Consider the following 26,992-nt stretch of genomic DNA (forward strand, 5'->3'; position numbering starts at 1 on the left):
CAAGGACCATGAGCGGCACCTGCCGGGGTGACGGCCGGGGTCCCGGAAGCCGCCCGGCCACCCGTGGCCGGCGCCCGCGCGCGGCAGACCCGGGCACGCCGCGCTTGACCCCCGGGCACGGCCGGTGCTCTTGCCCCCTATGCTCCCCCGTATCGCCGTGATGGGCCGCCCCAATGTGGGCAAGTCCACCCTCTTCAACCGCCTCGCCGGGCGGCGCATCGCCATCGTGGACGACACGCCGGGCGTGACGCGCGACCGCAAGGAGACGATCGCCCGCATCGCCGGGCGCGACGTGCTCCTGATCGACACCGCCGGGCTGGAGGAGGCGGCGCCCGACACCATCCCCGGCCGGATGCGCGCGAGCTCCGAGGCCGCGCTGCGCGCCGCGGACCTCGTGCTCTTCGTGGTGGACGTGCGCACCGGGCTCACCCCCGCCGACCGCTCCTTCGCCCAGTGGCTGCGCCGCCACGGCAAGCCCGTGCTGCTGCTCGCCAACAAGGCCGAGGGGCGCGAGGGCGCGGCAAGGGCGCTGGAGGCGTATGAGCTGGGCCTCGGTGCCCCGCTGCTCGTCTCCGCCGAGCACGGCGACGGCATGGGTGAGCTGCATGACGAGATCCGCGAGGCCCTGCCTCCCGAGCCGGCGGAGGAAGAGGAGGATGTCGCGGACGAGAACCGCCCGCTGCGCCTCTCCATCGTCGGCCGCCCGAATGCGGGCAAGTCCACCCTGCTGAACGCCCTGCTCGGCGAGGAGCGGATGATCACCGGCCCCGAGCCCGGCCTCACCCGCGACTCCGTCGCCGTGGGCTGGACGGACGAGACGGGCAAGCCCGTGCGGCTGGTGGACACGGCCGGGCTCCGCCGCCGCGCCCGCATCACCGAGGCGCTGGAGCAGATGTCCACCGCCGCCACCATCGCCGCGCTGAAGGAGTGCGAGGTGGCCGTGCTGGTGGTGGATGCCGTGCAGGGCATGGACGAGCAGGACCTCCGCATCGCCCGCCTCGCCGAGCGCGAGGGCCGCGCGGTGGTCATCGCCTTCAACAAGTGGGACGCGGTGGAGGACCGCAACGCCGCCCGCCGCCGGCTGGAGGACGTGCTGACGGCCTCCCTCGCCCAGCTCAAGGGCGTCTTCGTCGTCCCCCTCTCCGCCGCCACGGGGCGCGGGGTGGAGCGGCTGATGCCCACCGTGCGCGAGGCCTATGAGCTCTGGAACCGCCGCGTGCCGACCGGCGCGCTGAACCGCTGGTTCGAGGCGGCGCTGGAGCGCCACGCGCCCCCGCTGGTGAACGGCAAGCGGCTGAAGCTGCGCTACGCCACCATGCCCAAGGCCCGCCCGCCGACGCTGGCGATCTTCGGGACCCGCGCCGAGCAGATGCCGGAGGACTACCGGCGCTACCTCGTGAACTCCTTCCGCGAGGCCTTCGACATGCCGGGCGTGCCGGTCCGCGTGAACGCGCGGGGGACCGACAACCCCTATGCCGAGGCGGAGGACTGAGGCCGCTCAGTCCCCCCGCTGCACCACGAGCCCGATCGAGGTGCTGATCTCCCCCATGTTCTCCAGCTTCAGATGGGGCAGGCTGTAGGGCGGCAGGTCGATATGGGCGTCGAGCGGCGCGTCCCCGGGATGCAGGTTCAGCGGCCATACCCGGTGGCCCCTGGCCGCCAGGCGGTCCAGCAGCCCCTCGATGTCGCGGCGCCGGAAATAGCAGAGCCCCGGTGTCTCCAGCGTCTCCTCGTTGGAGCGCAGGTTGAACTCGGTGGTGTGGACCGCGACGCCGCCCGGGCGCAGCGTCTCCAGGCTGTTCTCCACGAAGTCGAGGCCCTGAGCGATCCCGCCGAGATGCTCGAAGCAGCAGGATGACCAGCAGGCATCGAAGCCGCGCAGGTCGCCGGGGATCGCGTTCATGTCCACCGGGCGGAAGGAGACGCGGGCGCGGAAGGCTTCCTCGTCCAGCAGGGCGGGGCGGTGAAGCTGCATGAGGTCGGCCGCGTGCTGGTTCGTGCTCTGCCAGCCCTGGGCATGGGACAGCTCCGCCGGCGCGTCAGTCGCCACCACCTCGACCCCGTTGGCCGCCAGCATGGCCGGCAGGGGTTCCGTGCCGACGCCGAAGCCGAGGGCGCGGGCGCCGGGGCGGATAGCGTCCGCGGCGCGCAGCACGGAGAGGATCCAGCAGAACTCCCACTGCTTGCGGTGGGGGCGGGGCGCCTCCCCGATCGTCTCGCACCAGGCCGCGTATTCGGGCTCGTCGAACTGCGCGGCGGTGCAGAGCTGGCTCACGGGCTGGCCCAGCCGGGGAGGCTCGAACCGCCAGGGGATGCGGGGCGAGGCGGAGGGCGCGAGCAGCCAGAGCGGGGCCGCATATTCCGCGGGCGCCAGGGCGCTGCGCAGCGCCTCGCTCGAAGCATGGCGGCGGTGGCGCTCCATCTCCGCCGCATCGGGATCCCGGCCGAGCAGCAGCCGGAACGCCCAGGTCACCGCCTCGGGCGGCAGCGTCGCCTCGCGTTCCCGGCCGCCCAGGGCGGAGCGGGCGCGCGTGAGAAGGGACCGTTCCTGCATTCCGGGCTTCCTGGATCGTGGCGGCGCGGCAGGGCGCCGCCGGGACGCCCCCTGCCTGGCGGCGTGCGGCTGAGGCCTAGGCGGCCCGCACGACCTCCCCGCTCCGCGCCTCGCCGGGCAGGCAGAGGGCAGCGATGCGGGGCGCGACATCGGCGGGCTGGGCGAGGCTCATGGGGTCCTCGCCCGGCATGGCCTTGGCGCGGAGCTTCGTGTTCACCGGGCCGGGGTCGAAGAGGTTCACCCGCAGCGGCGTGGCGGCCACCTCGGCCGCCCAGGTGGAGACGAGGTGCTCCAGCCCCGCCTTGCTCGCGCCATAGGCGCCCCAGTAGGGCGTCGGGCTGCGCGCGAGGCCGGTGGTGAGGATCACGGCGCGGCCGGCATCGGAGGCGCGCAGCGGCGGGTCCAGCGTGCGGATGAGGCGCCAGGCGGCGGTGAGGTTCACCGCCACCACCTCCGCCCAATCGCGCGGGGTGATGTGGGCCACGGGGGTGAGGGTGCCGAGCACCCCCGCCGCGTGGACGAGGATGTCCAGCCGCCCGAAGCGCTCGAAGACCGAGGGGCCGAGGGGGTCGAGCTTGTCCGCGTCCTTCTGCAGGTCGAAGGGCAGGAGGGTGGCGCTGCCGCCCCCATGCGCCTTGCTGACGGCGCGGATGGCGTCGTCCGTCTCCTCCAGCCCGCCCTGGCTGCGTGCGGTCAGCACGCAATGGGCGCCGAGGCGGGCGAGCTCGATGGCCGCCGCCGCGCCGATCCCGCGGGAGGCGCCGGTGACGAGGGCGACCCGGCCCGACAGGGGCCCTTGCAGCGACGCGCTCATACGCCGTTCAGCGCCAGGAGGGCGGGGCGGCGCTCCGCATGGCCCTCGAGATCCGTCAGCGGAATGGCGTAGTCCCCCGTGAAGCAGGCATCGCAGTAGCCGGGGTCCTTCGCGTCCCGGCCCTGGCGGCCGAGCGCGCGGTAGAGCCCGTCGAGCGAGATGAAGGCGAGGCTGTCCGCGCCGATGATGCGGGCCATCGCCGCCACGTCGTGCTTGGCGGCGAGCAGCTTCTCCCGCTCCGGCGTGTCGATGCCGTAGAAGCAGGAATGGGTCGTGGGGGGCGAGGAGATGCGCATGTGCACCTCCTTCGCGCCGGCCTGGCGGACCATCTCGACGATCTTCTTCGAGGTGGTGCCGCGGACGATGGAGTCGTCCACCAGGATCACCCGCTTGCCCTGGAGCATCGCCCGGTTGGCCGAGTGCTTCAGCTTCACCCCGAGATGGCGGATCGTGTCGGTCGGCTCGATGAAGGTGCGGCCGACATAGTGGTTCCGGATGATCCCGAGCTCGAAGGGGATCCCGGCCTCGACGGCATAGCCCATGGCGGAGGGAACGCCGGAATCGGGCACGGGCACCACGACATCCGCCTCCACCCCGCTCTCGCGCGCCAGCTCCTGGCCGATGCGCTTGCGCGTCTCGTAGACGGGCGTGCCCTCCACCACGGAATCGGGGCGGGCGAAGTAGACGTACTCGAAGATGCAGAAGCGGCTCGACGTGTGGGCGAAGGGCTTCACGCTCTGCACGCCGCTCCCGTCGATGACGACGATCTCGCCGGGCTCCACGTCGCGCACGAACTCGGCGCCGACGATGTCCAGCGCGCAGGTCTCGCTCGCCAGCACCCAGCCCCGATTCCCCTCCGCGCCGAGGCGGCCGAGCACGAGCGGGCGCACGCCCAGCGGGTCGCGCACGCCGATCAGCGCGCCATCGTGCAGGGCGACGAGGGAGTAGGCGCCGTCCACCTGCTTCAGCGCGTCGATCAGGCGATCCAGCACGGTCGCGTAGAGCGAGATGGCGATGAGATGGACGAAGACCTCCGAATCCGTGGAGGACTGGAAGAGGCAGCCGCGGCGGACGAGCTGGCGGCGCAGCGCGAGCGCGTTGGTGAGGTTGCCGTTATGCGCCACCGCGAAGCCGCCGAAGGCGAAGTCGGCATAGAGGGGCTGCACGTTGCGCAGCGCCGTCTCGCCCGCCGTCGCGTAGCGGTTGTGGCCCACTGCCGCGCGGCCGGGCAGCATGGCCATCACCCGGGCATCCCCGAAGATGTCGCCGACGAGGCCGAGGCCCTTGTGGCTGCGGAACCCCTTGTCGCCGAGGGAGACGATGCCGGACGCCTCCTGCCCACGGTGCTGGAGCGCGTGGAGGCCGAGCGCGGTCAGCGCCGCCGCGTCGGGCGCGTTCCACACGCCGAAGACGCCGCACTCCTCGTGGAAGGCGTCATCCCCCTCGTCGCCCTCACGGGCGGCCGGCGAGGCGAACGGATTGGTCGTCAGCTCGGTCATCGGTTCAGATCCGGTTGCGCGCGGGAGGGCGCAACAGCTCCTCGGCGGTGGGCGCCCGGCCCGCGGGGGCGTCGGGCAGGCGGGGGCGGTAGCCGGCGGGGAGCCGGGCGTTCAGCCAGGCCGCGCCGTCGGCGATGAGAGGCAGGGAACGCGCGCCGCGCACTGGCTCGGGCCAGAGGGCGGGGTTCGGCACGAAGGCCCCGGCGGCGATATAGGCAACCAGGATCACCACCGCACCCCGCCCGAGGCCGAAGACCACGCCCAGCGCCCGGTCCACCCCGCCGAGGACGGAGCTTTGCACCGAGCGGGCGATGAGCGCGATGATGATCTTCAGGATGATGAGGGTGACGACGAAAACCGCCGCCAGCGCCGCCACATCGGCCATCCAGGGCGCGGGGACGAGGTTCACGAACAGCCCCCGCATGCCGTCCAGCATGTAGAAGGCGAAGAAGATCGCGCCCACCCAGGCGCCGACGCCCAGGACCTCGCGGACGAGGCCGCGCATGTAGCCGATCACGCCCGAGACGGCGATCAGGGCGAGGAGAACGGCATCAACCCAGGTCATTGCGCGCCGCATATAGCGATGCTGCGCCGCGGCGTCACGCGTGACGGTCCCGTGTCACCGCGGGGGAGACATGTGGGCAGGCCATGGGGCAGAGGGGGCCAGCCTATTCCGCCTCGGCCGGCTCGGGCTTCGGCTTCTCCTTCGGTCCCCGGCGGGGGCCGGCCGCGGCGGCAAAGGGGGCGACGAGGTCCGCCAGATGCCCCGTCTCGCTCAGCCTCAGCCCGTCGGGCGCCGAGAGGGCCCGCCCGCCCCGCGCCACGCGGCGGGGAAGGGTGGCGGCGGCGAAGCCGAGCTTGGCGGCTTCCCGCAGCCGCAACTCGGTCTGGGCGACCTGCCGGATCTCGCCGGAGAGGCCGACCTCCCCGAAGAACACGGCGTCGGGCGGGCAGGGCCGGTCCGTCGCGGCGCTGACGAGGGCGGCGGCGACCGCCAGGTCCGCCGCGGGCTCACTGATCCGCAGCCCGCCGGCGATGTTGAGATAGACGTCGTTCATCCCGAGCGTCATCCGGCACCGACTCTCCAGCACGGCGAGCAGCATGGAGAGGCGGCCGGAATCCCAGCCCACCACCTGCCGCCGGGGGCTGCCGCCCGCCGAGGGGGAGAGGAGGGCCTGCACCTCCACCAGCACGGGGCGCGTCCCCTCCAGCCCGGCGAAGACGGCCGAGCCCGAGACGTTGCCGCGCCGCTCCGCGAGGAAGAGGGCGGAGGGGTTGGGCACCTCGGCCAACCCCGTCTCCGTCATCTCGAAGACGCCGATCTCGTCGGTGGCGCCGAAGCGGTTCTTGGTGGCGCGGAGGATGCGGAACTGGTGGCCGCGATCGCCTTCGAAATAGAGGGTGGCGTCCACCATGTGCTCCAGCACGCGGGGGCCGGCGAGCGTGCCCTCCTTGGTCACATGGCCCACCAAGACGAGGGCGAAGCCGCGGGCCTTGGCCATGCGGCCGAGTTCGGCCGCGCAGGCGCGGACCTGGGAGACGGTGCCGGGCGCCGAATCGAGGCTGTCGAGCCAGACGGTCTGGATCGAGTCCATGATGACCAGCCCGACATCGCGCTCCTCCTCCAGGCTGGCGAGGATGTCGCGGAGCGAGGAGGCGGCGGCGAGGCCCAGCGGGGCGCCGGAGACGCCCAGGCGCAGGGCGCGCAGCCGCACCTGCTCGATCGCCTCCTCGCCCGAGATGTAGAGGGTGCGCTTGCCCGCTTCGGCCACCCGCGCCGCGGCCTGGAGGAGGATGGTGGACTTGCCGATGCCGGGGTCCCCGCCCACCAGCACCACCGATCCCGGCACGAAGCCGCCGCCGAGCACGCGGTCCAGCTCCGCCATGCCCGTGCGGGTGCGGGGCGGGGGGGAGGAATGGCCCTTGAGCGCCACGAACTCCACCTTCCGCCCGCCCAGGGAGGCGGCCTTGGTGGGGCCGGGGACGCGGCTCTCCACCACCTCCTCGGCCAGGGTGTTCCAGGCGCCGCAGCCCTCGCACTTGCCCTGCCACTTCGGGTGGACGGTGCCGCAGGACTGGCAGACGAAGCGGTGCGAGGCTTTGGCCAAGGGGTGCCCGATCAGGAACGAAAGGTGGACATCCCGGATGTAGCGCGGGGAGGGGGCGGATAGAAGGGACAAGGAGGCTTCCGGGGGCGCATCATCTCGCCGCAACTCGACGGAGGTGCCTTCCATGACCCCTGAACTCCGCCTGCTCGCCTGGAGCGTCGTGCTCGGCCTCGTGCACATCATCGCCGCGGCAGCGGCGGCGACGCGGCAGCGCCCGGGCGGCCTCGCCTGGGCCGCCGGCGCGCGGGACGAGCCGCAGCCGCCCCCGTCGGGCGTGGCCGCGCGGCTGACGCGGGCGCGGGACAACTTCCTGGAGACCTTCCCCCTCTTCGCCGCCGCCCTCCTGGCCGCGCATCTCGCCGGGCGCTCGGGCGGGATGACGAGCTGGGGCGCGCTCATCTATTTCTGGGCGCGGGTGGCCTACCTGCCGCTCTACGCGGCGGGGGTGCCGATGATCCGCTCCGTCGTCTGGGGCGCGGCGATGGTGGGGCTGGTGATGGTGCTGCTCTCCCTCTTCGGGTGAGCCCTGCTCACCCGGGGCGAGGCGCTCGCCCGGGGCGAGGCGCTCGCCCGAGGTGAGGCACTCACCCCGGGTGAAGGCAGGCTCAGGTGAAGTAGAGCACCCGCGCGCCCGGCAGGTGGCGCGCGACGGCTCCCTCCAGCTCGCGCCGCAGCTCGCCCATCAGCTCGCGCGGGAAGACGTATTTCACCGAGCCGAACTTCGTCGTCTTCCGCGTGCGCTGGGCCGGGTCCATCTCCAGCCCGCTGCCGGGATACCAGCCCTGCAGCACCTCCCGCGATCCCTCGGTGAAGCGGTGGGTGATCAGCTCCACCGTCAGGTCGGGGTCCGGCGCGCCCGCCAGCGCGGCGGCGCAATCCGCCAGCAGCGCGTCATAGGCCTCCCGCCAGTCCGGCAGGTTGAGGATGGGGGCGACGGTCAGGCCGATGCGGTAGCCCGCCAGGGCCGCCTTCCGCATCGCGGCCAGGCGGTTCCGCACCCGCGGCGCCCCGCCCTCGAAGCGCTCGGCGGCGCGGGCGTTGATGGAGAAGCGGATGCGGGTTCGGCGGCCGTGCGGCAGGGCCAGCAGGGGATCGATCGCGTCGTACTTCGTGGTGAAGCGGAGCTGCGCCTCGGCGTCCCAATCGCCGAAGAAGCGGATCGTCTCGGCGAGCGAGCCGGTGATGTGCTCGATCCCCAGGGGATCGGTGTAGCAGGAGGCTTCGAAGGTCGTGCCCTCCGCCATGCGCGCGGCGTTGCGGGAGGTGACCTGCCCCTGGCCCAGCAGCGGCGGCAGCGCGGCCAGGATCTCCGGCAGGTTGGCATAGGCGCGGATGATCGGCGGCCCGGCGAGCGAGCCCGCGAGGTAGCAGTAGGAGCAGTGGGCCGGGCATCCCTCGGCGAGGTCGAAGCGCCAGTCCGCGCTCGGCGGGATGGGCTGCGGCTTCCGGCGACTGGGGGAGGCGACCACCACGGCCATGGTGGTCTTCGCGTCGCGATAGGTGTCGGGCAGGCCGGTCAGCCGGTCCGCCTTCAGGCGCACGACCTCCGCGCCGAGGGCCGCCGCGCGCTCCGCCATCGCTGCCCCCTGCGGCCAGGAGAGGGCGGAGGGCGTGACGAGAAGGCGCCTGGGCTTCCAGAGCGGGTGCGCGCGGGCGGGGGCCTCCATCACGTCAGAAGGCATAGCGCACCCGGCAATAGGGCATGCGCGCGGCGAGCAGTTCCTTGAAGCGCGCGAGCCAGCGGCCCTTCCAGCCCGTGCGGTAGCGAAGGTTCACCCCGCCGCCCTCAGAGACCTTTTCCTCCTGGATGTCGGGGCGCCAGAGAAGCTCTTCCGCCCTGGGGTGCCAGGCGAGGTTGATCTCGTGCAGGCCCTGGTTGTGGGTGAGCATGATGATCTCCGCCGCCAGCCCCTCCTTCACCTGATCGGGCAGCACGTCGTCGAGTTCGGCGAAGAGCTCGCCCCACTCGGCCTCCCATCCCTCGCGCAGCACGACGGGGGAGAAGTTGAGGTGCATCTCGTATCCCGCGCGGTGCAGCTCCGGGATCGCCGCAATGCGCTCGGCCACGGGCGAGGTGCGGACATCCAGCAGCTTCGCCATGCCCGCCGGCATGAGGGACATGCGGATGCGCGTGCGCCCGCGGGGGTCGTAGTCGAGTAGGTCGCGGTTCACCCATTTCGTCGCGAAGCTGCCCTTGGCGTTGGGCAGGTCGCGGAAGGCCGCGACGAGGTCGCGCACGTTGTCGGAGATGGCGGCGTCCACCGAGAGGTCGCCGTTCTCGCCGAGATCGTAGACCCAGTCGCGAGGGTCCACCTGGTTCGGCTCCGCCTTCGGCCCCTGCCGCGCGGCGTGGCGGGCGATGGCGGCGGTGATCTCCTCGATGTTCACGAAGACCGAGATCGGGTTCGAGTGGCCCTTGCGCCGCGCGACGTAGCAGTAGGCGCAGGCCATGGCGCAGCCATTGGAGGAGGATGGCGCGATGAAGTCCGCGCTGCGCCCGTTCGGCCGGAAGGCGAGGCTCTTCTTCACCCCGAGCACGAGCGAGCCGCGCTTGGCCCGGAGATAGTCGCCGGGATCGCCCTCCCGCAGCTCGGGGATGCGCCAGTGGGAGGCGACCTCGATCCGCTCGGCCCGGGGAAAGCGGGCCAGCACTTCCCGGCCCCGCGCGTATCCCTCCACGGCGGGCTCCAGGTAGATCCGGGCGATGTCGAGCAGCGTGGGCGGGGGGCCGTTCATCCGTCCCTGGATATGGGGGCGCCCCGCCGGGCGGACAGGTGGCGGGGGCGTCCTCCCAGCCTATCTTGGGGCGGGACATGGGGCAGGGAACGCGGATGCGGGATGCGGTGGCGCGCGGCGGCGGGGGAGCAGGGCTCGCGGCGCGGCGGATCTGGGGGATGATGTACCGCCACCTCGCCCTCTTCCGCCGCTCCTGGCCGCGGCTGGTGGAGCTCGCCTACTGGCCCGTGCTGCAGATGGTGGTCTGGGGCTTCGTCACGGCCTATGTCGCGGGCGTCCAGGCGAATGCGGCGAGCCTCGCGGCCGGGGTCCTGCTCGGCGGCGTGCTGCTCTGGGAGGTCGCGCTGCGGAGCCAGATGGGCTTCTCCATCTCCTTCCTGGAGGAGATCTGGTCCCGCAACCTCGGCCACGTCTTCGTCTCCCCCCTCCGCCCCTGGGAGCTGGTGGCGGCGCTGGTGGGGATGAGCGCGATCCGCATGCTGGTGGGCGTGCTGCCGGCGGTGCTGCTCGCCTGGCTCCTCTACGGCTTCGGCCTCTTCTCCCTCGGCCCGGTGGTGGTTCTGTTCTTCGCGGCGCTGATGGTGATGGGCTGGGCGGTGGCGCTGGGGGTGACGAGCCTCATCCTCCGCCACGGCGCGGGGGCGGAGGCGCTGGCCTGGTCGCTCATGTTCGGCCTCGCCCCGCTCTCGGCGGTGTTCTACCCCGTCTCCGTCCTGCCGGAATGGCTGCGGCCCGTGGCGCTGGCCACCCCCTCCGCCCATGTCTTCGAGGGGATGCGCGCGGCGCTGACCGAGGGGCGGATCGCCTGGGGGCATCTCGGCTGGGCCTTCGGGCTGGACCTCGTCTGGCTCGCCGCCATGGCCTGGCTGTTCATGTGGCAGTTCCGCCGGGCGCGGGAGCGGGGCGCGCTGCTCACCATCGGGGAATAGGGGCCTCGCCGCGGGGGTGGGGGTGTCGTATGGGGCCGGGATGACGGACACGACCCGCATCTTCCTCATCCGCCACGCCCTGGTGGAGGCCTCCGCGCGACTGACCGCCTACGGCTCCATGGATGTCGCTCTCTGCCAGGACACGCTGGTGCGCGAGCGCCCGGCCCATGCCTGGCTGGCGGCGCGCGTGCCGCCGGGGGCGCGCTGGTACTGCACCCCGCTCGCCCGCACCCGCGCGACGGCCATGGCGATCTTCGCCGCCGGCTACCCGGAGGCGGAGCTGACCGACCTCCCGCATTTCGTGGAGCAGCACCTCGGCGAGTGGCAGGGCCTGACCCACGAGGAGTTCACCGCCGTCCTGCGCGACCCGCCCCACCCCTTCTGGAACCACGGCGCGGACGAGCGCCCCCCGGGGGGCGAGAGCCTGTCGGAGGTGGTGGACCGCGTCGGCCCCACTCTGGAGGCGGTGGCGGACGAGAACCCCGGCGGGGACGCGGTGATCGTGGCCCATGGCGGCTCGATCCGCGCGGCGCTGGCCCATGCCTGCGCGCTAACCCCCTACCAGGCGCTCCAGTTCAGCGTGAAGAACCTCTCCCTCACCCGGCTGGAGCGGGAGCGGGGCCACTGGCGCGTGGGAACGGTGAACGAGGAGCCGCCGCCCGGCTGAGGGCGGCCCGCCGCCGGCCGAAACGACGGGCGAGGCGCGCCCTGGCCTTGCCGCGATCGAACCGGTAGTCTCTCGCCAAGGCAAGGGGTTGGGGGAAGAACTTCATGCGATGCAAGATCATTGGGCTGGTGGCCCTGGCCGCCATCGCCCTGGGCCAGCCGCGCGCGGCCCTCGCGCAGACGGAGCAGCAGGCGCTCGTGGACCGCGCCACCATCACCGTGCAGGAGATGCTGGGCTCGGGCGACCCGAACGTGCTGAAGGACGCCAACGGCATGCTCCAGCGGGCGCGGGCCGTGATGATCTGCCCCCGGATCTTCCGCGCGGGCTTCGTCTTCGGCGGACAGGGCGGCGACTGCGTGCTGACGGCGCGGGACGGCGCGGGCTCCTGGTCCTCCCCCGCCTTCTACACCATCGGCTCCGCCAGCTTCGGCCTGCAGATCGGCATCCAGGACATGCAGGTCATGATGATGATCCTGACGCAGAAGGGGCTGAACGCCGTCCTCGACAGCCAGTTCAAGATCGGAGCGGACGCCTCCGTCGCGATCGCGGCCATCGGCGGGGGCATCGCGGGGGCGACGACCGCCGCGGTGGGCGCCGACATCGTCAGCTATGCCCGCACGCGCGGCCTCTATGCCGGCATCTCGCTGGAGGGCTCGCTGCTGAGCAGCCGCAGCGAGTTCAACCAGGGCTATTACGGCCGCCCCGCCGGGCCGCGGCAGATCGTGATGGAGATGCAGGCGCACAACCCCGCCGCGGACGCGCTCCGCGCCGCGCTGATGCGCTTCGGCCCGGGCGGGCCCGCCGCGGCGCCCATGGCCGCCATGCCCGCCCAGCCCGGGACGATGGGGATCCAGGCGGCGCCCAGCGGCACCGTCATGCGGGAGCAGCTTCGCTGATACCCTGAGCGCTCTCTCTGAGAGCGCGACGGACCTGACGGATGGGCGTGGCCGCAGCGGGTCGTTGCGGCCGCGGCCGAAAGCGGCGTCGGGCCGAACCACACGAACCAACCAGAGAAGAAGGAACCTCGATCCACGAGGCATGCCGCGGCGCCGAAACTCACCCATCGCCGTCCCGTTGCCCCACTGGCAATCCCGACGGACGCAGGTCAGCTCTTTGCGCGCGTCGCCCGGCCGAACTGAGAAACGAGAGGTCCCCCTGTGGCTGCCATTTCCGCGCCCATTCATGCGCCAGGATTAGCAAGGCCGCTTCATCCCTTGCACGCGATCCTGCTCGCCTTCCCGCTCCCGCTGTTCCTCGGTGCGCTGCTCAGCGACCTCGCCTACCGGTCGAGCTTCCAGATCCAGTGGTTCAATTTCTCGTCCTGGCTCCTCGCCGGCGGATTGTTCGTCGGCGGCTTCGCCCTGCTCTGGGCACTGATCGATCTGATCCGAAGCGGAGCGGCGCGGAGGAAGCGTGCGGCGGTCTACTTCCTCGTGCTGCTCGCCATGTGGGTGCTCGGCTTCATCGACGCGCTCGTGCACTCGAAGGACGCCTTCGCGATCATGCCCGAGGCGCTCTACCTCTCCGCCATCGTGACGATCCTCGCGCTCGTCGCGTCCTGGATCGGCTACTCCGGCTATCACTCGAGGGAGGCGGCATGATGCGCGCAGCTCTTCTGATCGGCGTCGCGGCGCTCGCCCTTTCCGCCTTCCACGGCGAGCCCGCCGCGCAGCAACTCGGGGCCAACCCGAGCCTCCCGGAGCCGCATCGCGGCCTGCTGCCCGACATGACGATCCCCCGCCCGGCAGCCTGGGGCAATGATCGCCCGACGGTGCCGCAGGGCTACACGATCCAGGCCATCGCCACGGATCTCAAGATCCCGCGCCAGACCCTCATCCTGCCCAATGGCGACATCCTGGTCACCGAGGGAACGGGCGGGCAGGGCGCCCCCCGGCTCAACCCGAAGGCCTTCATCGCGGGCGTCATCAAGAGCTGGGGCAGGACGTCGGTGCCGGGCGGCAACCGGCTGACGCTGCTGCGCGACGCCGATGGCGACGGCACCTATGAGGGCCGGCACGTCTTCGCGGAGAACCTGAACGGGCCCTACGGCCTCGCCCTGGTCAACGGTGTCCTCTACGTCGCCAACCAGGATGCGCTGGTGCGCTTCGACTATCGCGAGGGCCAGACGCAGGCGAGCGGGCCGCCGGTGCTGGTGACGAACCTGCCCTCGGCGGTCAACCACCACTGGACGAAGGCGATGACCGCCAGCCCCGATGGCCGGTTCCTCTATGTCGGCATCGGGTCCAACAGCAACATCACCGAGCGCGGGATGGAGGTCGAGGTCGATCGGGCCATGGTGTGGCAGATCGACCCCCAGACGGGCGCGCACAGGCCCTACGCGACCGGCCTGCGCAATCCCACGGCCCTCACGATCCAGCCGGGAACGGGCCAGCTCTGGGCCGTGGTGAACGAGCGCGACGAGATCGGCCCCGACCTCGTTCCGGACTACCTGAGCTCGGTGCGCGAGGGCGGCTTCTACGGCTGGCCCTGGAGCTACTGGGGCCAGAACGTCGACACCCGCGCGCAGCCGCAGAACCCGGAGCGCGTCGCCGCGGCCATCCGCCCGGACTACGCGCTGGGCGCGCATGTGGCGGCGCTCGGCGTCTCCTTCTCGGCCCCCTCCATGGGCGCGGCCTTCGCGGACGGGGTGTTCGTCGGCCAGCATGGCAGCTGGAACCGCAACAACCCCGTCGGCTACAAGGTCGTCTTCGTGCCGTTCCGTGACGGCCGGCCCGCCGGAGACCCGATCGACTTCGTGTCCGGCTTCCTCAACGGCGAGGGCAACACGCGCGGCCGGCCGGTCGGGGTATCGGTGGACCCCCGCGGCGCCCTGATCGTCGCCGACGACCTGTCGAACACGGTCTGGAGGGTTACGCCGAACCGGTAGCGCGCGGAGGGGGGCTGGCCTGACCGGGGCCTGCCCTGCACGCGGCCCGGGGCGGCGCGCGGGCCGGGTCCGGAGCGTGCCTTAGGGCACCCCGGCGGCGAGGCCGTCCCGCTGCGGGTCGGCCCCGCCCTCGATCGCCCCGTCCCACATCGTGATCCCGTGGACGGCGGCGAAGGGGAAGCTGGTGGGGTTGCGCCGGACCTCGTAGCCCATCCCCTCCAGCGCCTTCTGCACCGCGCGCGGGATGCGGTTGGAGATGTCGATCGCGTCGCTCGTGCTGGAGAAGCGCGGCGCCATCACCGCTTCCTGCATCGTCATGCCCCAGTCGATGAGGTTCACCAGCGCCTGGGTGATCGCCACCCCGATCCAGGCCCCGCCCGGCGCCCCCAGCGTGGCGACGGGCCTGTCCCCTTCCAGCACGATGGTCGGCGACATGGTGGAGAAGCGGCGCTTGCCCGGCGCGATGGAGCCGGCGCGCCCCGGCCGGGGATCGTAGTTGTTCATGCCCCCGTTCAGCATGAAGCCCGTGCCTGGCGGAATGACGCCGGAGGGCAGGCCGAGCGTGTGGGTCAGCGTCACCACCATCCCATCGGCGTCCACGCAGGAGACGGTGGTGGTGTGCTCTGAATCCGCCCCCAGCCGGGGCAGCGACACCTTCTCCCCCGCGCGGATGCGGGCGGCGCATTCCTCGGCGTAGGAATCGGAGAGAAGCATGTCGAGCGGGGGCGGGATGAAGTCGGGGTCGCCGATATGGCGGTCCTTGTCCCGCATGGCCGTCCGCATCGCCTCGGACAGGACGCGCACGTATTCCGGCGTGTTATGGCCGAGGGCGGCGAGGTCGAAGGGCCCGAGGATGCGGAGCATCTCCGCCACCAGGATGCCGCCCGCGGGCGGCGGCGGCAGGGCGATGCCGAAGCCGCGGTAGCCCACGCGCAGCGGCTCCCGCCATCGCGGCTCGAAGCCCGCCAGGTCCTCGGCCGAGAGCAGCCCGTCATGCGCCCGCATGTCCGCCACGATCCGGCGGGACAGTTCGCCGGTGTAGAAGGTCTCCGCCCCCTCCCGCGCGACGAGGCGCAGCGTTTCCGCCAGATCGGGGTTGCGGACGGTCTGGCCCAGGCGCTTCGGCGCGCCGTCCGCGCCCATGTAGAGGCGGCGCCCGTCCTCCGTGAAGCCGAGCTTGGCGGCGTAGGAGAGGCGGCCATAGGCCTTCTCGTCCAGGTGGAACATGGTGGCCACGTGCGGTCGCACGAGCCAGCCCTCCTCGGCGAAGCCGACGGCCGGTGCGAAGAGGCTCTCCCACGCCGCCCGCCCGAAGCGCGCATGGGCGGCGCCGAAGACGCGGAGGATGCCGGGAACCGTCACGGCGCGGTGGCCGATCTCGTTCACATGGTCCCGCACGATGTAGCCGAAGCCGTCCGGGCACTCCCCGACATAGCGGTCCGCCCACATGTCCTCCCGGCAGGCACCGGGGGCGGCGGAGAGGCCGTCGAGGATCACGTGCTCGCCGCTCCGGGGATCGAGGAGCTGCAGCACGCCCAGGCCCCCAATGCCGCTCATCATGGGGTCCACCACCCCTTGCGCCAGGGCGCAGGCGAGAACCGCGTCCAGCGCGTTGCCGCCCGCGCGCAGCACCGCCTCGCCCGCCTCCACCGCCTCGGGCTGCGGGGCCACGATCATGGCGCGGGGGGTGGGGAGGCGGCGGGCGGGTCTGGGCATCGGGGACTCCTTCGGGCCGCGGAGTTTGCGCCATCGCGCCGGGGCCGTCGCCCCCGGGCGCTGCTTGCAGCGCCCCCGGGCGCTGCAAGCAGCGCCCCCGGGTGCTGCCTTCAGCGCCCCAGGGCGCGCTTCCTTCCGTGCTCCCGGGCGCCACTCTTGGCGTCCTCGGGCGTCTCCCTTGATGCCCCCGGTTGCCTCCCTCGGCGCCGGGGGCGCTATCTCCCGCGCGGCCGATGCCGCCATCGCGGGTGCTTGCGCGGGCATGCCGCATCGCGGCATGTGCTGCCCGCGCGGCCGCCCGTTGCGGCGCCTCGAAGCGGAAGGGGATGCGATGACGGACCAGCACCCAGGCGCCCGTCCATGAGCGGCAGCCCCCGGATCATGCTGCTGACCGGCGCGAGCCGGGGCATCGGCCACGCCACGGTGAAGCGCTTCCAGGGCGAGGGCTGGCGCATCCTCACCGTCTCCCGCCAGCCCTTCTCCGAGGAGTGCCGCTGGCCCGGCGCCCGCTGGGGCCATATCCAGGCCGATCTCTCCGACCCCGCCGAGGTGGAGGCGATGATCCGCGAGGTGCGGGAGCGCCTGCCCGAGGGGCAGCTGCACGCGCTGGTGAACAATGCCGGCATCTCCCCCAAGGGCGAGGGCGGGGCGAGGCTGGGGGCGCTGGACTCCGACCACGCCCTCTGGACCTCCGTGTTCAACGTGAACCTCTTCTCCACCGCCGCCCTCGCGCGCGGGCTGTTCCCCGAGCTGCGCGCGGGCGGCGCGAGCATCGTGAACGTCACCTCCATCGTCGGCTCGCGCGTGCATCCCTTCGCGGGCGCGGCCTATGCCTGCTCGAAGGCGGCGCTGGCGGCGCTGACGCGGGAGCTGGCCTTCGAGTTCGGCGCGCACGGGGTGCGGGTGAACGCCATCGCGCCGGGCGAGATCGACACAGCCATCCTCTCCCCCGGGACGGAGGAGATCGTGGAGCGGCAGATCCCGATGCGCCGCCTCGGGCGTGCGGAGGAGGTGGCGGAGACGATCCTCTTCCTCTGCTCCTCGGCCTCCTCCTACGTGAACGGGGCGGAGATCCACATCAACGGCGGCCAGCACGTCTGACCCGCCGCGCGGGGCCGGGGATCACAAGCCGGGGATGGCGCCCGCCGCCCGGCTCCGGCGGCGCGTTCCCCTCTCCGGCGCAGGGACGGGGGAGAGGCACATGTTCGGATTGGGCGGGCCGAAGCGGCCGGAGGTGGTCGCCTTCGACATCATCGGGACGGTCTTTCCGCTCGATCCCCTGCGGCCCGGCATCGTGGAACTCGGCCTGCCCCCCGCCGGGCTGGAGGGATGGTTCGCCACCGCCCTGCGCGACGCCTTCGCCCTCTCCTCCGCGGGCGACTTCAAGCCCTTCACCGAGGTGCTGAAGGCGGCGCTGGACACGGTGCTGGCCGAGCAGGACCTCGATCCCCCGGCCACCGCAAAGGCCGTGCTGCTGGAGCGGATGAAGAGCCTTCCTGCCCGTCCCGACGCGCGGGAGGCCTTCGGCACCCTCTCCCGCGCGGGGATGCGGGTGATCGCGCTCAGCAACGGCGCGGCCGCCTCCACGAAGCTCCTGCTGGAAGGAGCGGGGCTGGACGACCTCGTCGGGGAGATCGTCTCGGTGGAGGAGGTGAAGCTCTTCAAGCCGCGCCGCGAGGTCTATGAGCAGGCCGCCCGTCGCGCGGGGGTGGAGGCGGGGCGGCTCGCCCTCGTCGCCGTGCATCCCTGGGACATCAACGGCGCCAAGGCGGCGGGGCTGGTTACGGCCTATGTCACGGCCGAGCGGCCCTTCTCCCCGGTCATGCGCGCCCCGGACATCGAGGCGCCGAGCCTCGCCGAGGCGGCCCGCGCCCTGGCCGCGCTGTAGCGCCCCGAACGGCAGGGCGGCGCCGGGCCGCCCCGCCATTCCCTCACCCGATTCCGGCGAGAAGCTCCACCACGCGCCCGGGATCCGGGATCTCCACGTCGTGCGGCACGGGAAGGTCCACGTAGCGCCAGCCCCCCTTCGCGCGCGCCCGCTGGCGGCTGGGCTCGATCGAGCCGAGGGCGGGGCTGGTGTAGGCGACATAGGTCACCGGCAGCCCCGCCCCCGCCGGCTTGGCCAGGCGCATCACGCTCTCATAGGTGCCGATGGGATGGGGGCGCAGGCGCCGCATGAACCACTGCTTCCCCGGGCTGTCGGGGATGGGGAAGCCCTCGGGCCCCGGCACCGGCAGGGCCACGCCGCCGCCCTGCTCCTGCGCCACCTTCCGCCGCGCATCGGCCATGCCGGCGGGCAGGATGTCGAAGACCTTCTCGCCGTTCTCGGGGATCAGCGCGTCGAGATAGACGACGTGGCGGATGCGGTCCGTCATGCGGTCCGCGACGCCCGTGACCGCCACCCCGCCATAGGAATGGCCGACGAGGATGATGTCGCGCAGCTCCTCCGTCTCGATGACGTTGGCGACGTCCTCGATATGGGTCTCGACCGTGATCTGGCGGGACATGAGGTGGCTGCGCTCCCCTAGGCCGGTCTGGGTCGGCGTCCAGACGCGGTGCCCCTGCCGGCGCAGCCCCTCGGCCACGTCGCGCCAGATCCAGCCGCCGCCATAGGCGCCGTGGACGAGGACATAGGTCTTGGAAGCGGAGCCCGGCCCCTGGGCCGGGGTTCCGGTCGATGTCTGCGACTGGGCGAGGGTGGCGGCCGCGGGCAGGGCGGCGAGCCCCCCGAGCATGCCTCTGCGATGCATGGCGTGTCCTCCTGTTCTCTTTGCCCGAAGGCTAGGGGCGGCATCGAAGGGGGGTCAACAGCGGCCCGTCACGGCCCTGCCCCCTCGTCATGGAGGATGTGGGAGAGCAGGAATTCCGGATGTGCCATCCCGGCTCGGCCGGGCGAGGCCAGGTTGGCGCCACGCCTCGCGCCGCTCGGGCGCGCGCTCAGGAAAGGACGCGCGGGCCGGAGGGAGTGTCGATCACCGCTTCGAGGCGAAGCGCCGGGCCTGGCCTGAGGCGGGGCGGGTCGGCGAGGCCCAGGCTCGCATGCAGGGCCCCGATGGCGTCGGGATCGGGATGTTCCACGGTGAAGGTGGCGAGCCGGGCGCCGAGATCCGGCATGGCCGTCGCGGGGCAGCCGCGCGGTCCCCAGTCGATGGGGCAGGGTGCGGCGCCGCCGGCCGGCAGGCCCCCGTCGGGGCGCACCGCGAAGGTCCAGCGGCGGTCCCCGCGGGAGACGGAGGCGGCGGTGCCGAGCAGGTCGCCGTGGCGGGCGAGCAACTCGGGCAGCGCCTCGGTGCGGGCCACCCAGGCGCGGAGGCGGCGACCGGCCTCCCAGTCGGCGCGCAGGGTCTCGGCGTCGTCGAGGCCGAACCAGCGCGGGCCGGCCGGAGCGGGGGCGGCGGGGTCGGCGGCGATGACCTCCAGGAAGGCGCCGTCGCCGAGGCGGAGGAGGTGGTTGTGCGTGCCCATCTCGGGATGCGCGCCGCCGAAGGGCATCTCCAGGCCCAGCCGGTCGCGCACATGGGCCACCCCCTCGGCCAGGCTGGGGGCGATGACGACGAGGTGGTCGAGGAGGAGCATCAGGCGATCTGGTCCAGCCCCGCCCGCAGCGTGCCGCCGGCGTCTTCCAGCAGGCCCTCCCGCAGGAAGAGGTCGATCAGCACGAGGTTGACGTTGAACTTCACGTCATCCGTGTCCCGCACGGCCTCCAGCACGCGGGCGATGGGCCAGAGCTCGAAGCGCTCGACCTCGTCGTCGTTCGGGCGGGGGGTGACGTCCTCCGGCATGTCGAGGTCGTAGAGGTGGAGGAGGTCCCGCCGCATCCCCTCCTCCGTCCGCATAATGTAGGAGACGCGGCCCACGGGCCGGGCGCGGAGCGCGAGGTCGGCGGGCAAGGAGGCCTCCTCCTCCGCCTCCTTCGCGAGGCACCGCTCGGGCGTCAGCCCGGCCGGGATGCCGCCGGCCACGATGTTGTCGAGCTTGCCCGGCGCCACCGCCTTGTCCTTCGCGCGCCAGCCGACCCAGAGGTGCAGGCCGCCATCGGGTCCGGGTGGGCGACGGACGAGCCCGTTCATGTGCACGCCCTGGCTCATGATGCCCAGCGCCGGCAGCACGCCCCGGTCCACCGTGGCCAGCACCGGCCCGGCGGGATGGGCGCGCACGTCGAACTCCTCTCCCCGGATGCGCCCGAAGCCCGCGCGGGAGAGGGCGCGGGCGATCTCGGCCATGGCCCCCGTGCGCGCCGCCGCCCCGCGGAGGCCGGCGGCGAGCGAGACGCCCTCGGGCCCGAAATGCACGGCCTTGGGCAGGAAGGTGAGGGCGCGCGCGGCCTCCGCCTCCAGCCAGCCCACCTGTTCATCCCCGATGCGGAAGGGGAGATAGCCGGCGGGGGAGGGGATGTTGTTGCAGGCGGCGATGTGGCGGGCGAAGCGTTCCATCCGCCCATACTGCCCGCCCCGGCGCGGATGGGCATCCCCGCCATGCGGGCGAACCGCTGGCACCCGGGCGGGGCAGGCCCCATGTAACGAGAGACGCTGCCCCGGATTCGGGGTGGCAAGCCCTTCCCGGCGCGCCCCGGGGCCGGCCCCGCCGGGCCGCCCCCGCCCGGCTGCGTGCCCGCACCGGAGTTCCCCGTGCCACCCGCCGATTCCGACAAGCCCGCCCCGCGCGGCGATTTCTCCACGCTGAAGAGCCTTGCGCCCTATCTCTGGCCGAAGGGCGAGACGGGGCTGCGGGTGCGCGTCGTCGTCGCGCTCGTGCTGCTGGTGGCGGCGAAGCTGGCCAACGTGCTCGTGCCCATCGCCTATGCCCGCGCCGTGGACGCGCTGACGCCCCATGCCGGGGCGGCGGCCGGAACGGCGGCCGCGATGCTGACCGTGCCGGTGGCGCTGGTGGTCGGCTACGGCCTGCTGCGAATCGCCTCCTCCGCCTTCGGGGAGCTGCGGGACGCGGTGTTCACCAAGGTGCAGGCCCGCGCCGCCCGGCGGATCGCGCTGCAGGTCTTCACCCACATGCACGCCCTCTCCCTCCGCTTTCACCTGGACCGGCAGACGGGCGGCCTGTCGCGCGTGATCGAGCGGGGGACGAGGGGGATCAACTTCGTCCTCGACTTCATGATCTTCAACATCATCCCGACCATCTTCGAGATCCTGATGGTCGCGGTGATCCTCTGGCAGCTCTTCGACATCTCCTTTGCCGCCGTCACCCTCGGCACGATCGCGCTCTACGTCACCTTCACGCTGCTGTTCACGAACTGGCGCCTCCAGTTCCGCCGCCGGATGAACGAGACGGACCAGGAGGCGAACACGCGGGCCATCGACAGCCTGCTGAACTACGAGACGGTGAAGTACTTCGGCAACGAGCGGCACGAGGAGCGGCGCTACGACGCCTCGCTCGCGCGCTACGAGAAGTCCTACATCCAGTCCGAGGTCTCGCTGAACTTCCTCAACATGGGGCAGGCCGCGATCATCGCCCTCGGGCTGACGGCGGTGATGCTCATGGCGGCCCGGGGGGTTGCGGCCGGGAGGATGAGCGTCGGCGACTTCGTGATGGTGAACACCTACCTCATCCAGCTCTACCTGCCGCTGAACTTCCTCGGCTTCGTCTACCGGGAGATGAAGCAGGGGCTGGTGGACATGGAGGCCATGTTCACCCTCATGCGCGAGAGCCGCGAGGTGGCCGACAGGCCGGGCGCCCCCGCCCTGCCGGCCGGCCCCGGCGCGGTCCGCTTCGAGGATGTCCGCTTCGGCTACCGTCGCGACCGCGAGATCCTGCACGGGGTGAGCTTCAGCGTGCCGCCCGGCAAGATGCTGGCCATCGTCGGCCCGACCGGCGCGGGCAAGTCCACCATCTCCCGCCTGATGTTCCGCTTCTACGACGTGTGGGACGGCCGCGTGACGATCGACGGCGCCGACATCCGCGACGTGGCGCAGGAGAGCGTGCGCGCCGCCATCGGCGTGGTGCCGCAGGACACCGTGCTGTTCAACGACACCATCGCCTACAACATCGCCTATGGCCGCCCCGACGCCTCTGAGGAGGAGGTCGTGCAGGCGGCGAAGCTTGCCCAGGTGCACGACTTCGTCATGCGCCTGCCGGACGGCTACAACACGCGCGTCGGCGAGCGCGGGTTGAAGCTCTCGGGCGGCGAGAAGCAGCGCGTGGCCATCGCGCGCACCATCCTGAAGGACCCCCGCATCCTCATCCTGGACGAGGCGACGAGCGCGCTCGACACCCGCACGGAGCAGGAGATCCAGTCCGCGCTGCGCGGCGTGGCGCGGGGACGGACGACGCTGGTGATCGCCCACCGCCTCTCCACCGTGGTGGAGGCGGACGAGATCATCGTGCTCTCCGAGGGGCACATCGCCGAGCGCGGCACCCATGCCGAGCTGGTGGCGGCCGAGGGCATCTATGCCGGCATGTGGCGCCGGCAGGCCCAGGCCGTGGCGCTCGCCGAGGCCGCCGCCGCGGCGCGGGACACAGCCTCCCCGGCGCGGGACACCGCGCCTCCACCGCCCGTGGCGGAGGGGCTGGACAGCTCTTCCACCATGGGGTCTTCCGCTCCGGCCAACGCCTGACCATCTGGGCGCAACATTTGACATAGGAGGCCCCGGGAATGGCCCTGGACCCGCAAGGCGACGCGCCCGAGGATCTGAGCCACGCCGGCTCGGTGACCGACAAGGCGATCGAGTACATGATGGAGCAGGGCATCGCCCCGATCTCCATCGCCTCCGCCCTCCTGGGCGGGGCGCTCGGGCTGATGGCCCGCGAGATGGAGGACAAGGCGATCGCCAACGTCCTCCGCAGCGCGCTGAGGTCCGTGGAGAACGGGGAGCTGCAGGAGATGCGGCGGCAGGGCGCGGAGCCGCCCGCGGCGTCCTGATCCGCCCCCGGCCCGGAGTTCAGCTTGACTCCGGGCGGCGCTGAGGCCATACGCCGCCCTTCCTATCAGACCACCACCCGTGCCCCGTGCGGTCCAGCATGGCCGCACGGCCGAACACCCAGGGGTTTCCACCATGTCCCGCCGCTGCGGCATCACCGGCAAGGGCGTCCTGACGGGCAACAACGTCAGCCACGCCAACAACAAGACCCGCCGGCGCTTCCTGCCGAACCTCCAGCAGACCTCCTTCTTCTCGGACGTGCTGGGCACCTCGATCCAGCTCCGCCTCTCCACCCGCGGCATCCGCACCGTGGAGCACAATGGCGGGCTCGATGCCTTCCTCCTCGGCACGCCCGACCGCGCCCTGCCCGTCGAGGCGAAGGTGCTGAAGCGCCGCATCGAGAAGGCGCAGGCGAAGAAGGCCGCCGCCTGACATCAGCCGCCCCGTCGGCTTCGACCACGGCGCGAGGAGCAGTCCTCGCGCCGTTGTTATGTTTGGGGTGGCGTTGTTCATCTTCTGGCAGCCCTGTCCTGGCAGGTTGCCGCCATGGAGATCGCCGTCCCCACCTTCGTGATCGCTGCCCTGCTCGCCCTCCTCTCCGCTCTGGCGGCGAGAAAGCTGCTGGAGCGGGCCCGTGACGCCGAGGCCCGCGCCGCCCAGGCCGAGCTGCGCCTGGACGGGCAGGCCAGGCTTCTCGGCCTCGTCGCACGCGAGCTGGAGGCCCCCGGCCTCTCCCTGCTCGGCATGGCCGCCCGCCTTCCCACCGAGATCGCGCCCTCCATCGAGTCGGAGGGGCGCCGCCTCCTCTCCCTCTCGGACGAGGTCGCGGACCACACGGTTTCCCAGTCCGGCCAGCGGAGCCTGAAGGAGAACCGCATCCCCCTCGGTCCGCTCCTGCAGGAGGCGGTGGAGGCGGTCGCCCTGCCCATGGGCAGGGAGGCCCGCCACTGGCACATCTCGCCCGAGGCGGAGGGCCTTACCCTGATCGGGGACCGGCGGGCGCTCAGCCGCGTCCTGACCCACTCCCTTGCCCGCGCCGCGCGGGAGACCCGGGCGGGGGACCGGATCGCGCTGCGTGTGGTCCGCGCCGCCGAGACCCTGGCGCTGGTGATCGAGGACGAGGGCGCGGGCCTGCCGCGCGGCGACCTTGCAGGCGGGGAAGGGACGCGCGGCCTCACCCTCGGCCTCTCCGCCGCGCGGGAGCTGATGCGCGCCCATGGCGGCGAACTGACGCTGGAGGTGGCCGCCGGGATCGGGGCGCGCGCCTGGCTCACCCTCCCGCGGGCACGGGTGATGGAGGATCAGCCCGCGCTCTGATCCGCCCAGGCCAGCACCATCAGCAGGCTGCGCTGGAAGAACATCCCGTTGTCGTCCGAGATGACGGCCACGAGGTCGCGCCCGTTGTGGCGGAAGGCGCTGATCCCCTCCCAGTTGTCGCTCGGCAGGGGCGGCTCCAGGAGGGCGACCACCGAGCCCTCGGCATGCTCCGGCGCTGCCGGGATCGGCGGCAGCCGGAGGATGCGGGCGGAGAAGCCGTCGAGGGGGGAGAAGTGCCGCTCCAGCACCAGGGCGCCGCCGTCCGGAAGGGGGCAGAGGTCGCTCGGGTTGTGGCCGGGCTGGGGACGGTAGGCGAAGTCATGCCACCGGCCGGGGGCGCCCACCCATCCCTGCCGCATGGAGGGGGCGCCGGGCGGCCGCTGGTCCTCGGTGATGATGAGCCAGCGACCGTCCGGCAGCACGCCCATGGCCTCCAGCGAGCCGTTACCCGGCGCGAGGGCGAGCCCGGCCGGGGCGGCCACGGCTTCCGCCCGCCCGTCCAGCCGCCTGTAGCGCCAGATCCGGTGCAGCCGCTCGAAGCCCACCAGCCAGGAGCCGTCGGGCAGGGCCGCCAGGGACTCCGCATCGCCCAGGAAGCCCCGGGGCAGGGGCGTGCCGACGAGGTCCCGCAATGGCCCACTGCGCGGCGCCTCCAGGTCGAGAGGGGCGCCTTCGGGCGAGAGCACCAACCGCGCCTGGACCCAGCTTCCCCGGTCGGCGACGGCGGTGAGAGTGAGGTCCGGCCCCACATGCAGGCCGGAGAGCCCGTCCACCCCCAGGCGGCGGGTATCGATGGCGAGCACGCCCAGGGGCCGCAGCGCGAGCTCCGCGCCTACGACCGGAAGGGGCTCGGCAAGGCCGACCGGCCCCGGATGGCGGCAGGCCGAGGCGCCGAGCAGGGCCGCCATGGCCGCACGCCGGCCGAGGGAGCGGCGGCGCAGGCCGCCCGTCATGTCCCGGAGGGAAAAGGTGGAGCCGCCCGGCTCACACCATCACCGGCGCCCGCTCCGCGGCCGCGCGCTGCCAAGCAGTGGCGGCATCCTCGTCGAACAGTTCGGCGAGCTTCTTCATCATCGTGCCGCCCAGCTCCTCCGCGTCCACGATGGTGACGGCGCGGCGGTAGTAGCGGGTGACATCGTGGCCGATGCCGATGGCGATCAGCTCCACGATGTCGCGGCCCTCGATGTCGCCGATCACCTTGCGGAGGTGGCGCTCGAGGTAGTTGCCGGGGTTCACCGAGAGCGTGCTGTCATCGACCGGCGCGCCGTCCGAGATCACCATCAGGATGCGCCGCTTCTCCGGGCGGGAGAGAAGGCGCTTGTAGGCCCATTCCAGGGCCTCGCCGTCGATGTTCTCCTTCAGCAGCCCCTCGCGCAGCATGAGGCCGAGATTCTTGCGCGCGCGGCGCCAGGGCGCGTCGGCGGACTTGTAGACGACGTGGCGGAGGTCGTTCAGCCGGCCGGGGTTGCGCGGCTTGCCGTCCTGCACCCAGCGCTCGCGCGACTGGCCGCCCTTCCAGGCGCGGGTGGTGAAGCCCAGGATCTCCACCTTCACCGCGCAGCGCTCGAGCGTGCGGGCGAGGATGTCGCAGCACATGGCGGCCACCGTGATCGGCCGCCCGCGCATGGAACCGGAATTGTCGATCAACAGGGTGACGACCGTGTCGCGGAAATCGGCCTCGCGCTCGCGCTTGTAGGTCAGCGAGTGGGTGGGGGAGGCGACGATGCGGGCGAGGCGCGCGACGTCGAGCAGCCCCTCCTCCAGGTCGAACTCCCAGGCGCGCTGCTGCTGGGCGAGCAGGCGGCGCTGGAGGCGGTTGGCGAGCTTGGAGACGACGCCCTGGAGATGGGAGAGCTGCTGGTCGAGTTGCTGGCGGAGGCGTGACAGCTCCTCCGGGTCGCAGAGGTCGTCGGCCGAGACCTCCTCGTCGAACTGGCGGATATAGGCGCGGTAGGCGGAGGCGTCGTCCGTGACGGGCACCTCCTTCCTCTGCTGCGGGCCGCCGGGGCGGTCCTCGCCCTCGGCCGCGGCGCCGTCGTCCTCTTCCTGCTCGCCGGCCTCGTCCTCGCCCGCCTGGCCCTCGGTCTGCTCGGGCTGGGCGCCCATCAGGCTCTCGGATTCCTGGGGCTTGCTCTCGCCCTCGCCCTGGTTGTCCTGGGCGCCCGACGTCTCGCTGCCCTCGTCCTCCTGGTCCTGGGACTCCTCGGATTCGGCCTCCACCTCCGCCTCGGCGAGGTCGAGGGCGGCCAGCAGCTTGCGGGCGGAGCGGCCGAAGGCGTCCTGGTCCTCGGCGTTGGTGGCCATCTCGGCCAGGGCGTTGTCGGCGCGGGGGCCGAGCGTGTCGCGCCAGAGATCGAGCACGCGGCGCGCGGCCTCGGGGGCGGGCTCGCCGGTCAGTCTCTCGCGGGCCAGTAGGGACAGCGCGGCCGTCATCGGCAGCTGGTCCTTGCGGGTCATGCGGTCATAGCCTTCCGCCTCGGCCTGCTCGCTGTGCCGGGCGCGGAGATTGGCGGCGACGCCGGACATGTGGCGGCCGCCCACGGCCTCCACCCGGGCCTGCTCCAGCGCGTCGAACACCTCCCGCGCCTCGCGGCGGCCGGGGGTGCGGGCGGCGTGGGTGGCCTCGTCGTGGTGGCGGAGCTTGAGGGCGACGGAGTCCGCCGCGCCGCGCAGCTTGGCCATCTCGGCCGGCGGCAGGGCGCGGGTGGGGAGCGGCAGTCGGGCGCGCTTGCCGGCCAGGCCCGAGGGGCCGGGCTGGAAGGCGACTTGCACGTCGGTGGAGCGCGCGATGGCGCGCAGCGTGCCGGCAGTGGCGCGCTTGAACTCCTCCTGCCGGGTGGTGTCCTTGTTGCTGCCGCTCATGCCCCGCCCCTTCTCGCCACGCCGCTATGCT

Annotated in this window: 26 protein-coding genes; 13 read left to right on the plus strand and 13 right to left on the minus strand. The window is 72.7% G+C overall.

Annotated features, from left to right (window positions below):
* The first annotated feature begins 139 nt into the window (after positions 1–139).
* Positions 140–1,492: a ribosome biogenesis GTPase Der gene (gene der / locus FHS87_RS02685; protein WP_184513600.1), complete on the plus strand. Its 1,353-nt coding sequence runs from the start codon at positions 140–142 to the stop codon at positions 1,490–1,492.
* Between the two features lie 6 nt (positions 1,493–1,498).
* Here the strand turns inward: der and FHS87_RS02690 are convergent, their stop codons facing one another.
* The 5 genes from FHS87_RS02690 to radA all read right to left on the minus strand — a co-directional run bounded on the left by FHS87_RS02690 (position 1,499) and on the right by radA (position 6,975).
* Positions 1,499–2,554, minus strand: a complete 1,056-nt coding sequence (locus FHS87_RS02690; protein WP_184513602.1) for an SAM-dependent methyltransferase — start codon at positions 2,552–2,554, stop codon at positions 1,499–1,501.
* 76 nt (positions 2,555–2,630) lie between these two features.
* On the minus strand, positions 2,631–3,368 hold the full coding sequence (locus FHS87_RS02695; protein ID WP_184513604.1) for an SDR family NAD(P)-dependent oxidoreductase: 738 nt from the start codon (positions 3,366–3,368) through the stop codon (positions 2,631–2,633).
* Positions 3,365–4,867, minus strand: coding sequence for an amidophosphoribosyltransferase (gene purF, locus FHS87_RS02700; RefSeq protein ID WP_184513607.1), 1,503 nt, complete (start codon positions 4,865–4,867; stop codon positions 3,365–3,367). Before purF ends, FHS87_RS02695 begins: the two co-directional genes overlap by 4 nt.
* 4 nt (positions 4,868–4,871) lie before the next feature.
* On the minus strand, positions 4,872–5,432 hold the full coding sequence (locus tag FHS87_RS02705) for a CvpA family protein (RefSeq protein ID WP_184513609.1): 561 nt from the start codon (positions 5,430–5,432) through the stop codon (positions 4,872–4,874).
* Between the two features lie 103 nt (positions 5,433–5,535).
* Positions 5,536–6,975 (minus strand): DNA repair protein RadA, encoded by a 1,440-nt coding sequence (gene radA, locus FHS87_RS02710; protein ID WP_184513994.1) that lies wholly within the window; start codon positions 6,973–6,975, stop codon positions 5,536–5,538.
* A gap of 124 nt (positions 6,976–7,099) precedes the next feature.
* On the opposite strand from radA, the gene FHS87_RS02715 reads away from it, so the two are divergent.
* Positions 7,100–7,498 (plus strand): MAPEG family protein, encoded by a 399-nt coding sequence (locus FHS87_RS02715; RefSeq protein ID WP_184513611.1) that lies wholly within the window; start codon positions 7,100–7,102, stop codon positions 7,496–7,498.
* An 82-nt stretch (positions 7,499–7,580) separates the two neighbouring features.
* On the opposite strand, the gene FHS87_RS02720 is transcribed toward FHS87_RS02715, so the two are convergent.
* Together FHS87_RS02720 and FHS87_RS02725 are read right to left on the minus strand one after the other, a co-directional pair.
* Complete coding sequence (locus tag FHS87_RS02720; RefSeq protein ID WP_184513613.1) at positions 7,581–8,657, minus strand: SPL family radical SAM protein; 1,077 nt, start codon at positions 8,655–8,657, stop codon at positions 7,581–7,583.
* Positions 8,647–9,711, minus strand: coding sequence for a spore photoproduct lyase family protein (locus tag FHS87_RS02725; protein WP_184513615.1), 1,065 nt, complete (start codon positions 9,709–9,711; stop codon positions 8,647–8,649). Before FHS87_RS02725 ends, FHS87_RS02720 begins: the two co-directional genes overlap by 11 nt.
* Before the next feature lie 77 nt (positions 9,712–9,788).
* Here FHS87_RS02725 and FHS87_RS02730 point away from each other — a divergent pair, with 77 nt between their 5' ends.
* The 5 genes from FHS87_RS02730 (at position 9,789) to FHS87_RS02750 (ending at position 14,194) form a co-directional block, all read left to right on the plus strand.
* The gene (locus tag FHS87_RS02730; RefSeq protein ID WP_246417785.1) at positions 9,789–10,640 is read left to right on the plus strand and encodes an ABC transporter permease; all 852 of its coding nucleotides are present in this window, start codon (positions 9,789–9,791) and stop codon (positions 10,638–10,640) included.
* Between the two features lie 40 nt (positions 10,641–10,680).
* Positions 10,681–11,307, plus strand: a complete 627-nt coding sequence (locus tag FHS87_RS02735) for a histidine phosphatase family protein (protein ID WP_184513617.1) — start codon at positions 10,681–10,683, stop codon at positions 11,305–11,307.
* A gap of 104 nt (positions 11,308–11,411) precedes the next feature.
* Positions 11,412–12,203: a lipid-binding SYLF domain-containing protein gene (locus FHS87_RS02740; RefSeq protein WP_184513619.1), complete on the plus strand. Its 792-nt coding sequence runs from the start codon at positions 11,412–11,414 to the stop codon at positions 12,201–12,203.
* Positions 12,204–12,521: 318 nt separating this feature from the next.
* Entirely contained in the window at positions 12,522–12,908 is a 387-nt protein-coding gene (locus FHS87_RS02745; RefSeq protein WP_221299444.1) for a DUF2231 domain-containing protein, read from the plus strand.
* Positions 12,908–14,194 (plus strand): PQQ-dependent sugar dehydrogenase, encoded by a 1,287-nt coding sequence (locus FHS87_RS02750; RefSeq protein WP_246417786.1) that lies wholly within the window; start codon positions 12,908–12,910, stop codon positions 14,192–14,194. The genes FHS87_RS02745 and FHS87_RS02750 overlap by 1 nt, the downstream gene beginning before the upstream one ends.
* Positions 14,195–14,275: 81 nt before the next feature.
* Here FHS87_RS02750 and FHS87_RS02755 read toward each other — a convergent pair whose 3' ends face one another.
* Positions 14,276–15,910, minus strand: a complete 1,635-nt coding sequence (locus FHS87_RS02755; protein WP_246417787.1) for a gamma-glutamyltransferase family protein — start codon at positions 15,908–15,910, stop codon at positions 14,276–14,278.
* Between the two features lie 360 nt (positions 15,911–16,270).
* On the opposite strand from FHS87_RS02755, the gene FHS87_RS02760 reads away from it, so the two are divergent.
* Together FHS87_RS02760 and FHS87_RS02765 are read left to right on the plus strand one after the other, a co-directional pair.
* A complete protein-coding gene (locus FHS87_RS02760) occupies positions 16,271–17,011 on the plus strand; it encodes an SDR family NAD(P)-dependent oxidoreductase (RefSeq protein ID WP_184513623.1) in 741 nt (246 codons plus the stop codon).
* A 100-nt stretch (positions 17,012–17,111) separates the two neighbouring features.
* Positions 17,112–17,798 (plus strand): haloacid dehalogenase type II, encoded by a 687-nt coding sequence (locus tag FHS87_RS02765; protein WP_184513625.1) that lies wholly within the window; start codon positions 17,112–17,114, stop codon positions 17,796–17,798.
* Between the two features lie 43 nt (positions 17,799–17,841).
* Here FHS87_RS02765 and FHS87_RS02770 read toward each other — a convergent pair whose 3' ends face one another.
* The 3 genes from FHS87_RS02770 to FHS87_RS02780 all read right to left on the minus strand — a co-directional run bounded on the left by FHS87_RS02770 (position 17,842) and on the right by FHS87_RS02780 (position 20,343).
* A complete protein-coding gene (locus tag FHS87_RS02770) occupies positions 17,842–18,660 on the minus strand; it encodes an alpha/beta hydrolase (protein ID WP_184513627.1) in 819 nt (272 codons plus the stop codon).
* A gap of 187 nt (positions 18,661–18,847) precedes the next feature.
* Positions 18,848–19,486 (minus strand): VOC family protein, encoded by a 639-nt coding sequence (locus tag FHS87_RS02775; protein ID WP_184513630.1) that lies wholly within the window; start codon positions 19,484–19,486, stop codon positions 18,848–18,850.
* On the minus strand, positions 19,486–20,343 hold the full coding sequence (locus FHS87_RS02780) for an NUDIX hydrolase (RefSeq protein WP_184513632.1): 858 nt from the start codon (positions 20,341–20,343) through the stop codon (positions 19,486–19,488). Before FHS87_RS02780 ends, FHS87_RS02775 begins: the two co-directional genes overlap by 1 nt.
* Positions 20,344–20,538: 195 nt before the next feature.
* Here FHS87_RS02780 and FHS87_RS02785 point away from each other — a divergent pair, with 195 nt between their 5' ends.
* The 4 genes from FHS87_RS02785 to FHS87_RS02800 all read left to right on the plus strand — a co-directional run bounded on the left by FHS87_RS02785 (position 20,539) and on the right by FHS87_RS02800 (position 24,099).
* Entirely contained in the window at positions 20,539–22,479 is a 1,941-nt protein-coding gene (locus FHS87_RS02785) for an ABCB family ABC transporter ATP-binding protein/permease (protein ID WP_312861857.1), read from the plus strand.
* 38 nt (positions 22,480–22,517) lie between these two features.
* Positions 22,518–22,784, plus strand: coding sequence for a hypothetical protein (locus FHS87_RS02790; protein WP_184513634.1), 267 nt, complete (start codon positions 22,518–22,520; stop codon positions 22,782–22,784).
* Between the two features lie 133 nt (positions 22,785–22,917).
* Positions 22,918–23,214 (plus strand): 50S ribosomal protein L28, encoded by a 297-nt coding sequence (gene rpmB / locus FHS87_RS02795; RefSeq protein WP_184513636.1) that lies wholly within the window; start codon positions 22,918–22,920, stop codon positions 23,212–23,214.
* Positions 23,215–23,328: 114 nt separating this feature from the next.
* Entirely contained in the window at positions 23,329–24,099 is a 771-nt protein-coding gene (locus FHS87_RS02800; RefSeq protein WP_184513638.1) for a sensor histidine kinase, read from the plus strand.
* On the opposite strand, the gene FHS87_RS02805 is transcribed toward FHS87_RS02800, so the two are convergent.
* Both FHS87_RS02805 and cobT read right to left on the minus strand, forming a co-directional pair.
* Positions 24,084–25,007 carry an esterase-like activity of phytase family protein gene (locus tag FHS87_RS02805; RefSeq protein ID WP_184513641.1) on the minus strand — a complete coding sequence of 308 codons (924 nt, stop codon included), beginning with the start codon at positions 25,005–25,007 and terminating at the stop codon, positions 24,084–24,086. The two genes, FHS87_RS02800 and FHS87_RS02805, sit on opposite strands and share 16 nt — an antisense overlap.
* A gap of 76 nt (positions 25,008–25,083) precedes the next feature.
* Entirely contained in the window at positions 25,084–26,961 is a 1,878-nt protein-coding gene (gene cobT / locus FHS87_RS02810) for a cobaltochelatase subunit CobT (RefSeq protein WP_184513643.1), read from the minus strand.
* Between the last annotated feature and the right edge of the window lie 31 nt (positions 26,962–26,992).

The organism is Muricoccus pecuniae (assembly GCF_014199205.1).
Classification (GTDB): domain Bacteria; phylum Pseudomonadota; class Alphaproteobacteria; order Acetobacterales; family Acetobacteraceae; genus Roseomonas; species Roseomonas pecuniae.